The organism is Hominibacterium faecale (genome assembly GCF_020734085.1).
Lineage (GTDB): Bacteria > Bacillota > Clostridia > Peptostreptococcales > Anaerovoracaceae > Hominibacterium > Hominibacterium faecale.
The window spans coordinates 26,596-40,598 of record NZ_JAJAGH010000016.1; the positions used below are offsets into that span (position 1 = coordinate 26,596).

The following is a 14,003-nucleotide window of genomic DNA, read 5'->3' on the forward strand; positions in this document are numbered from 1 at the left end:
AGCTATTGAAAACCCTTGCTTATAGGCATTATATAAAAAGCTGCGGACTTGGACTTCCTTTATGAAGTTCGAACTTCCCTAAAATATAGTCTCTTTTAGGGTTTTATAGTCTCTTTTTTGCCAGATTCATTGTATCTCCATCGAAACTGAGGTATACTTCTGATAAGCGGGCCATCCCATCCCGGCTTTTTTGAAAATATGAGGGACCTGAAACGATTGATCGACGAGAAGGAGAGAAACCCATGGAAACTTTGGAGCAGAAAAACAAAAAATTGCTGATCTGTATCAGTGACCCCACCATCCTTGAATTTTTAACCAATACCATCCAAACCTACTTTGAAGATGTGTTAGATATTGTATCCATACGCCCATCAAAGCTGTTTGACCTGGATTTTGTGCCCACCGCCGCCATCATATCCCATCGGACCGTCAATCTTGTCAGGGAACGGTTTCCCAATACGACCTTGATCCTCCAGAAAAGGGATTTATCCGGCCAGGCCCTGGAAAAAGTAGTATCTCTGCCGGACGGCTCCAACGTGCTCATCGTCAACCAGCACATGGATGCTGCCAACGAAACCATCCGCTCCTTCATTGAACTGGGGATCAATCATATTAATATGAGGGCTTATGCTCCCGGAAATAACATCGATACCTCCCAGGTCGATGCTGTTATTTATACAGGCGTGCCGGAGGATTGCCCCAAGCTGGACTGCCCTTATATCGATATCGGGCTGAGAAAAATTTCCTTGTACACCATCATCGATATCATACGGGCCTTTGATCTTCCTTCCGATTTTACAAAGGCCTATTACAACGACAGCATCCGCCTTTTCACCGCATCCTGCTACCAGCTGCAAAACACCTTAGAACAGGCCAATACACTGAAAAATAATTTTGAAAAGATATGCGATATCAACAACAACATTACCTTTGTAATCAATGAAAACGATGAAATCATCTTATTCAATGAAACGGCCAATAAATACTTTGAGATTCGGGATCCCCAGGAAATCATGGGCATGGATTATAAGGAGGTTTTCCGCGATCAGCCCGAACTGCTCTCCTATATTGCCGCCAATGTTCCGCTCACCGACACTCTGGTCACCATCGAAAATCAAAAGCTGCTGCTCTCTTCCTTTGAAATGGACGTTGACAAGAGTCAAAACAAAGCCTTCACTCTGCTGCCGCTGTCCACTTTAAAAAAAAGAGAGGGCATGGTTCGAAAAAAATTGAGAGCCACCGGGTTTACAGCCAAATATACCTTTGACGATATCCTCGGTTCCAGCACCTTGATGGAGCGGAGCAAAAAACTGGCCAAGGTCTATGCCAAGACCGAGTTTCCCGTATTGATCACCGGCGAATCGGGCACCGGAAAAGAGCTGTTCGCACAGTCTATTCACAATATGTCCTCCCGCCGGGAATCCAACTTCGTGGCCATCAACTTCGCGGCTCTGCCGGAAACCCTGGCGGAGAGCGAGCTTTTCGGGTATATGGAAGGGGCCTTTACCGGGGCCTTGAAAAACGGTAAGGCAGGCATGTTCGAGCTGGCTCATCAGGGGACCATTTTTCTCGATGAGATCGGCGATGCGTCCCTGCCCGTTCAGGCCAAGCTGCTGCGCGTTCTGGAGGAAAAGGAAGTGGTGCGGGTCGGCGGAACGGATGTGATTCCTGTGGATGTGCGAATCATCTGCGCCACCAACAAGGACCTGCAGGCGGCCATCCGCGAGGGAACCTTCCGGGAAGATCTTTACTACCGCATCAAGGTGCTCAACCTGCGGCTGCAGCCTCTGAGAGAGCGCCCCGAGGATATTATGGAGATCATCTCCCACCTGCTGGAATCCCAGCAGGCCAAAGCCCTGGCAAACCTGCCCAATATCAGGGACAAGCTCATTTCCTATACTTGGCCCGGCAATGCCCGGGAGCTGAGGACCGCGGCCGAATACATGAACATGCTTTCATCCCTTTCCGACCGGGAAGAAGCCCTGGACATGCTCAACGTTTATTTTGAAAACAATCTGCAGACCGGTCCTCTGGCTGAAACGGAATCACCAGCCCAAACCGGAAAACCCGGCCGGGAAGAGGCGGCCGTCAAAGGCGATTACATCGGTCCCGACCTGATTGCCATATTAGAAGCCATTTTCCGCCTGCAAAACCAGGGCGTGACGGCGGGCAGAAATTCCATATGCAAAACTCAGAGCGCCCAGGCTCTCCAGCTCACCGAATCCAAGATAAAAAGCAGGTTGAAGAAATTAGAAGCAATGGGCTATATTACAGTGGGGAAAACAAAGCAGGGAGCACTACTCACCGATCGGGGATATCAGCTGCTCAAGCAATTCATCCAATAGCAATCCATCAAAAAGGAACCGGTTTGGCCTTTCATCCTGCCAAGTCGCTTCCTTTTTCTATAATCAGGGAAGTTTCACTTATTTAAGTCGTTTAAAAATCCTATCCACTTTGGAAATTGTCAAAGTAATATCATCCTCCGTATGGGCGATTGTGAACCCGTTGTGCTGGGGAAAAGGTTTTTCGCCGCCGTCAAAGACATAAAGGTGTTCTGCTAAACATTCCCTGGTAAAACGCCGGTACAGCTGGGGCTGATAATGCTTGACAGTTTCTGAAAGGGTATAATCCAGCTGCGGGTCATCATAGCCGAAATAAAAGGCAAATTGGGCTCCCTGGCTGCGAACATGGCCCGGAATGCCGTGCTTGCCAAACAAAGCGTTCAGTTCTGCGCACAGCGTTTTCTCAATCTTTTCCACCTGATCGTAAAATCCGGGTTCCATAGCCATTTTCAGGCATTCGATTGCGGCCATGACCGACATCAAATTGCCGGAGCTTGTGCCGCTGCAAATCACCGGTCCTGTCGGATTGAACAGCTCCATGATCTCCGCCTTTCCTCCCACCAGGGCCAGGGAGAAACCGTTGGCTATCGCTTTGGCAAATGTGGACAAATCCGGCTTTATTCCATAATAGCCCTGGGCGCTTCCCGGCCGGAAACGCAGCCCGGAGATCACCTCGTCGAAGATCAGCAGGATACCTTCTTTCGTACAAAGCTCTCTGACCTGTTTCATATATTCTCTGGTAGACGGCACGCAGCCGCAGTCATAGTTCACAGGTTCCATGATTATGGCGGCAATATCGCCTCTGTACGTTTCAAATACGTGCTTAACCGCATCCAGATTATTGAATTCAATCAGCTTGACGTTCTTCTCGGCCCCCGCAGGAAACCCCGGCGTGGCAGGCGTCACGCTCCTCGTTTGGCCGTACTTGTCCAAATCACTACCGCAGCCGCCATTGAACCAGATCATTTCATGCATTCCGTGAAAATGGCCGTCCATTTTTATAATCAGATTCTTTTTCGTGTATGCCCTCGCCGCCCGGATTGCCGCCAGCGTCGCTTCTGTGCCCGAGTTGGTCAAGCGTATTTTTTCAACGGTCGGAACGAGCTCTTTAAACAAACGTGCAAATTCTAATGTCGCCGGGGAATCAAAGTTCATGAAAAAGCCTTTGTCCACGCATTTGATGATGGCTTCGCGGATCCTGGGATGGTTCCACCCGAAAAGCAAGGCTCCCGCTCCGCAGTGATAATCGATGAATTCCTCTCCGTCAACATGAAATACATGGCTTCCGTCCGCATGGTCGATATAAAAGGGCGTTCCCAGCGCAGCATGGATTCTGCCGCCCGCGCAGCCGCCTCCTACCATTAGCTTACTGGCTTCCTGAAAAATTTCCGCACTCTTACGCATGTTTTCCTCCTTTTACAGGGTACGTTTTATATGGCTTTTCCCAAGGCCCTCGCTTCATCCAAGGGCAGTGTTCCCCGAATTTCTCCTTCCAACTCGTTTATTTCTAACAAGCAAGCAGATGCACCCGGAGTATTTCCCGGTGCATCTGCAAATGGGTGTTACTTACAGGTCCGAATGTTACGCATTCAGCCCTATGTAGTATGGAATAATCCATGTTACCAGACAGAAGGCGAAGATCCCTACGCCAATCCAGACGCTTGCTTTGAGGGCCTTTCTCGTCTTTTCAATTTCAATGGGATCCTTCTCCGACTCTGGAACAATGAACAAAGCCTCTCTCTGCTCTTTTTCTTCCGGCGTCACCTTGGTCAGGCGGTTTGCAATCATCATCGCCCCAATATTGGCGAGAGTTCCTACAAAATATACGTCGCAATAAATCGGCACGGTGATGCCCTGGGAAGTGGTGATTACCTTCATAATGAAGCTGACGGCAAAGCCTGCGCACATACCTGCGAAAGCCCCGGCCTTGGTAATGTTCTTGCTCCAGACACTTGCAATAGCCACCGGGAGCATGGCGCAGATTACCACTGTGGCGCCGATCTGCATGATCCACCAGATATTCGGCGGATTTGTGATTGCCACAACCAGCACGATGGCGGCCACCAGCAGCATGGAAACTCTTGAAACCAGGACATTCTTCTTACTGTCTTTGATGCGGAAGATATCGTTTGAAATCGATGCTCCGATCAGCGACAGGAATGTGGTGGAAGAGGAAATGGCTGCGGCGATGATGCCGGTTACCAACACAACGCCTATGATTGTTGGAAGTACATTGCCTGCGGCCCAGAGCCATACTTGCGTCGCTTCCGTATCGCCGATATCAAAAGCGTGCATGAAAACAGCTCCCAGTTCGACCAGGTAGTTAACACCGAAGCATCCGATGACAACCCAGACAGCCGAACGGATCACCGTGTGCTCGCTCTTGGCCATAATGTTGCGGGAGCACTGCCATGGTCCGCAAAAGGCCACGCCTGCCCAGCAAATACCGTAGGCCAGGAAGTAGATCACATTTTCCAGACCAGTGTCATACAAATATCCCAATTTGCCCGACCAGGACAGCAGGTAACTGGTTTCCGGGTTGGCCGCGATATCCTCGATGATATTCCACCAGCCTCCGGCTTTGACTGATACGATGATCACGGAAACCACGCCAATGGTAGTAAAGAGGCCGAACATAATCGTATCCGTTATCAGCACGCCTTTTGAACCGGCGGCGATAACCATGATCGTAAAGAGCAAAACAGCCAATAAAACACAAATATTGTAATCCAGTCCGGTTACATTGGACATCAGTGTGGCGCCGCCCTGGGTAACGGACAGCAGATAGACAGCCATTGCCACCACCACCGCGATGACGGTCATAATACCAACTGCATGGGAGCAAAAGCGCTTTTCAAAGAAGGAAGGAATGGTATATACATTTGCTCTTCTTAGAAAACGGCTGAAGAATATGGCTCCCACCACATACCCTCCGGCGCTTATGGCCGCGCACCCGGCGACTGCGATCCATATCCCATTATAGGCTTCTCCCGAGTCGCCTAAGAAAACACCTGTACTCAAAAGAGAGGCCACCATGGATCCGACGATAAGTCCAGTAGGCGCATTTCTTCCTGCGACAAAATAATCATCCGCGCCTTTTACGAATTTGTTTACGACAAATGCTACGATTAAATATACAACGAAACTGATTAAGACACCAATAAGATATACATTCATATCGACGCTCTCCTTTCTACTTTTTGTCCTTCTTTGGAGGATACTCTTTATTGTACTGACGCAGCCCCACTAGCCCGCATATGACCACGGAACCTCCCCAAAATAATGCCATTAAAATTTCCATAATTACGACTCCTTCCTTTTATCACTTCCGATCGTGTTATAACGAATGGTCTCTGATAAACCGGATTGCTTCAATTAAATTGTTATCTGCAAATACGCCTGATTGGTTAATCCTGTCTTTCACATCCGAAGGCTGGTTATAGCCCGGCAGGATTGTATTCAATACGCCGCCTAAGAATGGAAGGTAGCGGCCGTCCCGCTTTTTCGTTTTTCCCAGCTGCCGGATGAAAGGTTTCTTCAAAGAGCGCCGCATCGAATTTTTTTATAAACAGCAGCATGTGGAGCGGGTCGTGAATGTCAAGTCCCGCGTCGTCCAGGCAGTCCAGGATGTGATGGAACATCTCCCGGCCCTGCGCTTTCAAGGTAGCGGCCATCTCATCGATTGACGTGAAGTCAATGACATCTTCCCATTGTTCAATATTCTCTTCCAGTCTCGATGCCATGCCTAAAACGTTTTTAATCGCATCCACTGTAGGAACATGTACCTTCTCTGTGATGGGAATGGGCATGATCATGTTCATCGCAGCCCGGATGATTCCACATCAGCTGCGAAATGCAGCCCACCTGATAGCTGCCTGCTATCAAAGCGCCAATCGCTGTCTCCCAGGTGTTTGGAACACCCAGCACCTGATCCCCTTGCATCACTTCCATACCCTCGATGTTTCCGAGGCGCAGGAAATCTTCTAACGTTTCATGTACATAGCTGGTGCTTTTTATATCATAGGCTCTGAGTTCTTTGGGTACGGCCACCTCCCGATGATGTTTGGGATTTCTTACTTTACAAAAGCTCCCTTTAAAACATAGGTCTTGAGTCTGCTGTATTCTTCCGGAGAATAGCCAACTCCCTCATTGCCAAGACCGCTTGCTTTGCATCCGCCGAAGGGCTGTTCGTTCATTCTGTAACAGCTGCATCCGTTTACGATAACGGCCGAGGATTCCATCTGATCCGCAATGCGAAATGCCCGGACCGTATCGCCCGCAAGGACGCCGCCGCTCAGGCCGTAGCTGGACTGATTGGCAATTTGAATCGCCTCTTCTTCTGTTTCATAGGTAATGATCGGCCATACCTGGGCGAAGATTTCCATATCCTTGGCAACATCCGCATCTTTGGAAACATGGTCGATGATGGTCGGTTCGATGAAGGCGCCTTCCCGCTTTCCGCCGCATACGATGGTTCCGCCCTGCTCTACAGTATGCTGAATTTGCGCTTCTACCTTGATCGCCGCCTTCTCGGTTACTAAGCAGATGGCTTTTGCATCAGGATCGAATTGGCTGCCCCGTGGAATTGCCAGCACTTTCTCTTTTAACTTTGCGACGAACTCATCATGCATACTCGTTGGAACCAGATAGCGCTTTGTGGCGCAGCAAACTTGCCCGTTGTTATAAAGTCTCCCTTCCAGGGCTTCCTGTACAGCCGTGTCCACGTCCGCGTCCTCGCAGATGATGAGAGCATCGTTTCCTCCCAGTTCCATAAAGGTTTTCTTCATGGAGTCGGCGGCCAGCTTAATCATCTCCACGCCCGTTTCTGTGCTTCCAGTGAGAGCGATGGCCGCCACATCAGGATGGGTCAGAAGCGCCTGGGTTGATACCGCTCTTTCACAGGCAGTAAAGGAAATAACATCTTCCGGAATTCCAACTTCGTGAGCGCAATCCACCAGCATTCTCACCGCCAAAGGATTGGAGGACGGAGCTTTTACGATTACCGTATTACCCATCGCCAGCGCAGGTGTTGTCTTCTGGAAGAACATTTCAATGGGATAGTTGAAGGGAATAATGGCGGCGACTACGCCCAGGGCCTCTCTTCTTGAAAATCCCAGGTCATATTCCCGGCCTGCCGTGGTTCCTGTGAAAACATCTCCATATAGATGTTTTGCCCGTTCCACGTTGCCTCTGCCTATTTCTCCGCCGTCGAAACATTCGCCTTTAGCCGAGTTGATGGGCTTTGCCATTTCTGTGGCGCAGATACGGCCGATCTCATCGCTCTTTTCTTCGATTTTGTCAATCATGCTCATGATCAGCTTGGCCCGTTCAACAATGGGTGTTTTCTCCCAGGCCGGCTGGGCCGCCTTCGCTTTAGCAACTTTTTCTTTCAGTTCTTCAATTGTGTCCAGTTTAATCGATTCAACCAATTCTCCTGTATAAGGATTTGTTACGTCTAACATTTTGCTCATAATCATCTTTCCTTTCTTGTTGATCATTTATATTAATACGCTGCGTATTAATCCTTGTTATACCAGCTCCGCCAATTTGAGCGTATCGATCATAGGCAGGGGCGGCTGACAGAAGGTTTCTGTCTTTATGTCAATTACAACCGTCTCTGTTTTTACTGCTTCAAATGCCTCTTCCAGCACCGGCTTAATATCTTCAACGGTTCGGATGGTCAGGCCTTTCAGTCCGCAGGATTCGGCAATCTTAGCGTAGTCCACCGTATCGATCCAGACAGCGTTTGTCACTTCGCCGAATTTGAACTTTTCCGCGTAATACTGATAGCCCAGAATCTTATTATTGATCACTGCCGCGATCACATTGATGCCTTCCCGTTTGCAGGTTTCTAGCTCACTCCATGTATGGGCGAAGCCTCCGTCTCCTGACAGGCTGAATACCGGCTTTTCCGGGCTGGCCAATTTGCAGCCCATGGCCATTGGGAATCCCCAGCCCAGGCCCGCAAGACCTCTGGGGAAATAGAATTCTCTGTCCGCCTTGGCGGTTATATAGTTGGCATTCCAGATGGAGGAAAAGCTTGCGTCAGCAACGACCATACAGTCGTCCGCCACTTGCCTTTCCAGTTCAGCCATGAATCGTTCAATTCGAATGGGTGAAATTTGTGAACACATCACGTCCTTGATCTCTACTTGATGCCTGGCTCTTCCATCCGCGATTTCAGCGGCTATTTCCGCTTTCTTGGCCTGCCGTTTGGCGGCATTTCCCTTTTTCATTTCATCGATGAGCGCCCTTAAGGTGAGCTTGGCATCACCCAGTAACCGAATCGCTTCATAGTTCCTGCCGATTTCCATGGGATCGATGTCAATGTGTATGTAGGTCGCATCCTCTGGCAGGAGGGTCCAGGTATCGGTGCCGTTCTGGTTGGTTCTGTTGCCCACCAGCAAAACGACATCGGACCTTTGGACCAAAGGTTTCATGAATTTGGTGGCGCTTCGGTGTCCCATGTAATATCCAATGACGCCTACAGAGAGGGGGTTGGTTTCGTCAACTGCCCCCTTGCCCATTGTCGTTGTTGCTACAGGAAGGCAAAAGGCATCCTGCAGTTCCCGAATTTCATCCACTGCTCTGGAGGAAAAAATGCCTCCGCCCGCATAAACCAGCGGATTTTCTGCATTGAGCAGCAGCTTGGCCGCTTCCTGGATCGCGCTTTGGGCCGGAACCATTCGATCCAGCGGATAGTGGCCTAAGGAAGCCTTTCTCGGTGAAACTACCGGCCTGGCCGTCTTATCGTTGAAAATATCCTGGGGACAGAGAAGCACGGCCGGTCCGGGTTTCCCCGACGCTGCTGCTGTAAAAGCCATGTCCACATAATCTTCAATTCGGTCCTGCGAGTAGATCTTTTTTATCCACTTCGCGCAGCCCTCGAACAATTTTTCATGATCCAATTCCTGAAAAGCGTTTTTTTCCGCATCGTGGAGCGGGACTTCCTGTACAATGGCTACCACCGGATGTCCGGCCTTGTAATCTTCACAAAGCCCCGGCACCAGCAGCGTGGCAGCCGGACCGTTCTGCGCCGCTACGCATGGGATTTTTCCTGATGCCATGGCGTATGCTTGAGCCATATAGGTGCCGGTATTTTCCTGTCTGAATCCGATTTGCCGGATCCCCAGCTCCATGGCGGCCAGCATGATCTTTGTGGGATTGCTTTGTCCAAAGATAAATTCAACGCCATTTCGTTTTAAAGCCCTTGCAAACCGTTCCGCATTTGTCAATTCTTTTGCTTGCATCTTCTGTGTCACTCCTTATGTAAAAATGTTTTTCCTTATGAACCCCCTTTTGAAGGCATTTACACCTTCTAATTGAGCAACTAATATGCCAACCCGCAAAAGGTTTTTTTCCAAAAACTCTGAAAACGTTTGTGGGCGTTGAAATTTAGACGTTAAATTTGGGTTGATTCTTTTTTATATTTGGTTTTTACGGCACTTCTTTTTGTTTTTAGGCTTGGCGTTGGGCCATTGGGTCTGTTTTAGGAAGTTTTAGGCTTTTCCAGAGAAAATAGGGTTCCCTGTGTAAAAAAGGAAACATATCCACAAAATGAAAAAACCTCTAAGCAAAATTTCTTCCATTGCTTAGAGGTTTTTATGGCACTGTTTTTTAATGCTCAGAACGCGTTAAAACCCTTTCCCGATCTCTTCCAATTCTTTCAGATACTTGTCTGCCAGGTCGCCTTTATGAAAAACGCCGTTGACATGGTAGCATCCCAGGTTGTTCCAGCCGCGATCCTTTGCGATCAGTTGGTGGGTATTGATGATGGCATCGTATTTATAATCATCCTTTCCCGCGCCGCATGTAATCAGGTAGGCTTCTTGGATGGGCTGAGGCCTTTTAGCTACCATCAGCGCATAATACTTGTCCAGTGCCGCTTTTATTTGCGCCGTATAGGTATACCAATACAGCGGCGTGACGATTACCAACGACTCGGCCCATTCATAATAGGGCGCCAGCTCATTGAATACATCGTCATGGGAGCAGGCTTTGTTTTCGCCCAGTTGATAACAGGTTTCGCAAAAAATGCACCCCTTGATGTCTTTAAACCCCGCATCATACCGTACAACCTCATGGCCGGCCGCCTTTGCGCCTTTCACAAAAGCATCCGCCATAAGCTGGCTGTTTCCGCCATGTCTGGCCCCGCCTGTTAAAACTAAAATCTTTTTACTCATTTTCTTCGCTTCCTTTCTTTATGAAAAATAACAATTGATACCGCAACGATTCTAACTGCTGCCATACCACGCAGACTCGTTTTTTCTCAGTTTTTTATAGCCTGCATGAAACGCAGCAAAGTGTAAAACAAAGGTCAATGCCCAAGATACCGGGTAAGACAGATACAGGACTACCAGGGTGTGCTGCACGCTGAACACGGTAAAAATCCACACAACCCGCAGCACGCAGGCGCCCAGCAGAGATATAATAAGCGGAACTGTAGAATAGCCAATTCCCCGCATGGCTCCCGATAAAACATCATTTAGACCGCAGAGGCAGTACAGCGGAAAAACGACCAAAATTCTGATTACGCCCGCGGCTATGACCGCCTCCTGCTGGGAATAGAATCCTAAAACCCCACGGCGAAAAACGATGGAGATCAGGGAGAGGCCAAATCCCGAGACAAAGGCACAAAGCAGGCAGACACCCAACACCCTTTTGATCCTTGCATACTTTTTTGCTCCATAGTTCTGGCTTACAAAGGTCCCCGACGCCTGATAAAAGCCGTACATGGCCTGGTATAAGAAGCCTTCCAGATTGATTACCGCCGTGTTCCCCGCTACAACGATGGAGCCGAAGGAGTTTACGGCATTTTGGACAATTACATTGGATATGGAAAAGGCCACCCCCTGTAGCCCAGCAGGTAATCCGACTTTTATGATTTCGAAGAATTTGGACTTGATGAAACGAATGTTCCGGATCTGCAGGTTTATTGCTGTCGGTTTGCGGCATAGATGAATGGTCATCAGGGCGGCCGCCAGGCCGTTGGATAGAACCGTTGCCAATGCGACGCCAGGGACATCGAGATGAAAAGCCAGCACAAAGAGCAGGTCAAGCACGATATTGGTGCCGCCTGCAAGAATTAAACAAGTGAGAGGGAACCTGGTATCGCCCTCTGCGTTCATAATAGCCCTGATAAAATTAAAAATCAGTGTGAATGGAAAACCCAGGGCACAGATCCTTAAATAAGTGACCGCATCATTTATAACAGTTTCCGGAGTACCCAGAAGCTCCAAAGAGACTCTGGCAACAGCCACTCCCATAATTGCCAAGAAGAACCCGCAAACCAAACAGATTGCCATGGAGCAATGTACGGTTTCTTCCACTTCTTCTTTATTTTGAGCGCCGTAATACCGGGCAGTCACAATGTTTGCGCCTATTGACAGACCTACGAATAAATTGACGATTAAGTAAATGAATGAGATATTGGCGCCTACTGCCGCAAGCGCGTTTTCTCCCGCAAAATTCCCCACAATAACCATGTCTGCTGCGCTGAACAGTATCTGCATCAAATTCCCGATTATGATGGGTACAGCAAATAACAGCACATTCTTAAAGATGGGGCCGTTGCACATTTCGATTGTCGCTACATTTTTCTTTTTCAATGTCAGCACCTTAATGCGGCAAATGTCAGCTACAAATCGCTTATACAGTTTTGAATCGATTAAACTTTTTTTAGCTTAACAGGAACTTTGGAGTTTGTCAAATGCTGCGGATTTTTTATTGAGCCCAGCAAAGGCAGCACCAGCTTCACCAGCCATTTCCCCTGATGCTCGAGGCCGGCACCACCAGCTTGCCGGAAGCTTTAAGGGGGGGGGTCCTGTCAGGGAGCCGGGCCCTGCGGAAAATTTCTGCGAAAATTTAACCTTTTTACGCAAAGTTATGGGTTCGCGGAGCCTCATATTGAGAAAAGGCCCTCCCATCCGCTCCAGACCGCGTTTGAGGGGCCCCAATCGTTGAAAACTGCGTAAATTCCGCATTATGTTTTTGCTTTTTTCACACTCCCCATTCCTTCTCAATCTCCTTTCAGCCAAAGCGAACGGAATGCCAAGCAGCGCCCTTGAAGCGCCAGCCTGCCACTCCTCAGCTCGGATCAAACGCATAACAAAAACCCGCAGCATTACACCTTGGCCACGTCATACATTTCCCGCAGCACCTCAGACCCGGCCGCAAAATAATCCATGATATTCCAATAGCTGACCCCCGCCAGACCATACTCAGATACAAGCGCCAGTTTGGCCCGCATGCTCCGCTCATCTTCAAACCACACCACATGATCGGCGCCGTTTTCATCCGTGTAATAATAATATGGGGATTGCGCCTGCTCATCAAAAAAGATCTCCGCACCATAACGTTCTGCTCTGGCTATCGCCTCATCGTTGGAAATCTTTTCTGCTCTGGATTCTCCCTGAACAAAAGGAAGCGTCCAATCGTAACCGTAGTTGGGGATCCCCATTAATAATTGATCCGGCGGTACCTCACTGACCGCGTAATCGAGTACTCGGCGTACTTGGTTGAGTGGCGCAACTGCCATCGGCGGTCCGTATGTATAGCAACAACAATGTAGTAAGTAAAAAACACCCTGACTTTTCATTTGAAAAATTCAAGGTATTTTGCTATACTATACATGACTGGGAGCGGTGGCAAGCCCGCCCTCCTTGTCTTATGTCTGAGCCTATTCGTTAGGCTCTTTTTATTTGTCTGGCTTAAATAATTGGCTCTCCGGTCTCCTTGTCGATAAACTGTATTTTCAGCTCTGCATCAAGCGCTTCCGCAACCTTTTCAAGTTCGGACACCTTAAAAGTGTTCCTCTTATATTTATTGTTCATATTCTGCGGTGTCTGCCCTGTTCGTCTAGCAAGCTCTGCCTCTGTCATGTTGCCCTTTTTTACTCTGCATAAACTAATATATTCTCTTACGTCTGTGTGCATTTCCTCACTTCCTTTCATACTTAATATACACTTTATTTTATATTAAGTCAAATAATTTTTTTATACTATATAAATTTATTTATAAAAAACAGTTGACATTATATAAAAAATAGTGTATTATATAAACATAGAAAGGAGGTGAGGACAATTGAGATTATAGAAAAAATAGCCAACTTGGGAACCGCGGTTATCTCACTCATAACTGCAATTATAGCTCTCAAGTTAGCTAAAAACACCAAGGGTAAGAAGTAAAACTCTTACCCGCCCCGAAAGGGGCTGTTACATCATTATAACCTCAATTGTACGAATTATGCAAGTGATAACATTAATAATTAGTTTAGTCGCTTTTGGCATCGCTATAGCGGCATTGACAAAGATATTGAAGAAGTAAGGGCATAGGTCCCCGGAAGGGAGAAAAAAAGATGAAATTTACACTTGATGAATGGCTATTAATAAGAGAAATTTTAACTGAACAGGGCGAAACAGATCAATACAAGTGTTTAGCAAGACGACGTTTAGAACTTGCAAAACTGGTTATGAAGCTTAACGATACAGAATTTTAAACATTTACCCAAAGATATATTACAATGCTTATACAAAGGATGCTGAATAGCGGTCAACACAAATGCAATAATATGAGCATCTAAGGCAACAAAAAAGCCCCGGTCAGGATCACTCCCCCGGGGCATATGTATGGGCTATTCTACTGTATCTCTAACTTCCGTCT

Annotated in this window: 12 protein-coding genes; 2 read left to right on the forward strand and 10 right to left on the reverse strand. The window is 48.0% G+C overall.

The genetic code is table 11. The features are described from left to right. Nucleotides 1–242 precede the first annotated feature (242 nt). Nucleotides 243–2,345 (forward strand): sigma 54-interacting transcriptional regulator, encoded by a 2,103-nt coding sequence (locus tag LG211_RS18165; RefSeq protein ID WP_269478148.1) that lies wholly within the window; start codon nucleotides 243–245, stop codon nucleotides 2,343–2,345. 78 nt (nucleotides 2,346–2,423) lie between these two features. Here LG211_RS18165 and LG211_RS18170 read toward each other — a convergent pair whose 3' ends face one another. From LG211_RS18170 to LG211_RS18215, 10 genes are all read right to left on the reverse strand, one after another. After that, nucleotides 2,424–3,746, reverse strand: coding sequence for an aspartate aminotransferase family protein (locus tag LG211_RS18170; RefSeq protein WP_269478149.1), 1,323 nt, complete (start codon nucleotides 3,744–3,746; stop codon nucleotides 2,424–2,426). 177 nt (nucleotides 3,747–3,923) lie between these two features. Then, nucleotides 3,924–5,519, reverse strand: a complete 1,596-nt coding sequence (locus tag LG211_RS18175; protein WP_148397196.1) for a sodium:solute symporter family protein — start codon at nucleotides 5,517–5,519, stop codon at nucleotides 3,924–3,926. A gap of 260 nt (nucleotides 5,520–5,779) precedes the next feature. Then, nucleotides 5,780–6,163, reverse strand: a complete 384-nt coding sequence (locus LG211_RS18180) for a hypothetical protein (protein ID WP_269478150.1) — start codon at nucleotides 6,161–6,163, stop codon at nucleotides 5,780–5,782. Next, entirely contained in the window at nucleotides 6,099–6,293 is a 195-nt protein-coding gene (locus LG211_RS18185) for a hypothetical protein (RefSeq protein ID WP_269478151.1), read from the reverse strand. Before LG211_RS18185 ends, LG211_RS18180 begins: the two co-directional genes overlap by 65 nt. Before the next feature lie 122 nt (nucleotides 6,294–6,415). Next, nucleotides 6,416–7,813 (reverse strand): aldehyde dehydrogenase family protein, encoded by a 1,398-nt coding sequence (locus tag LG211_RS18190; protein ID WP_269478152.1) that lies wholly within the window; start codon nucleotides 7,811–7,813, stop codon nucleotides 6,416–6,418. Between the two features lie 57 nt (nucleotides 7,814–7,870). Then, a complete protein-coding gene (locus LG211_RS18195; protein ID WP_269478153.1) occupies nucleotides 7,871–9,592 on the reverse strand; it encodes an acetolactate synthase catalytic subunit in 1,722 nt (573 codons plus the stop codon). A gap of 384 nt (nucleotides 9,593–9,976) precedes the next feature. Then, the gene (locus LG211_RS18200) at nucleotides 9,977–10,525 is read right to left on the reverse strand and encodes a flavodoxin family protein (protein WP_148397191.1); all 549 of its coding nucleotides are present in this window, start codon (nucleotides 10,523–10,525) and stop codon (nucleotides 9,977–9,979) included. A gap of 51 nt (nucleotides 10,526–10,576) precedes the next feature. Then, nucleotides 10,577–11,950: an MATE family efflux transporter gene (locus tag LG211_RS18205; protein WP_269478154.1), complete on the reverse strand. Its 1,374-nt coding sequence runs from the start codon at nucleotides 11,948–11,950 to the stop codon at nucleotides 10,577–10,579. Between the two features lie 515 nt (nucleotides 11,951–12,465). Then, the gene (locus LG211_RS18210) at nucleotides 12,466–12,879 is read right to left on the reverse strand and encodes a glycosyl hydrolase family 18 protein (protein ID WP_269478155.1); all 414 of its coding nucleotides are present in this window, start codon (nucleotides 12,877–12,879) and stop codon (nucleotides 12,466–12,468) included. A gap of 172 nt (nucleotides 12,880–13,051) precedes the next feature. After that, nucleotides 13,052–13,276, reverse strand: coding sequence for a helix-turn-helix domain-containing protein (locus LG211_RS18215; protein ID WP_269478156.1), 225 nt, complete (start codon nucleotides 13,274–13,276; stop codon nucleotides 13,052–13,054). Nucleotides 13,277–13,698: 422 nt separating this feature from the next. Between LG211_RS18215 and LG211_RS18220 the strand changes: the two genes are divergently transcribed. Further along, a complete protein-coding gene (locus tag LG211_RS18220; protein ID WP_269478157.1) occupies nucleotides 13,699–13,839 on the forward strand; it encodes a hypothetical protein in 141 nt (46 codons plus the stop codon). The last annotated feature ends 164 nt before the right edge of the window (nucleotides 13,840–14,003 follow it).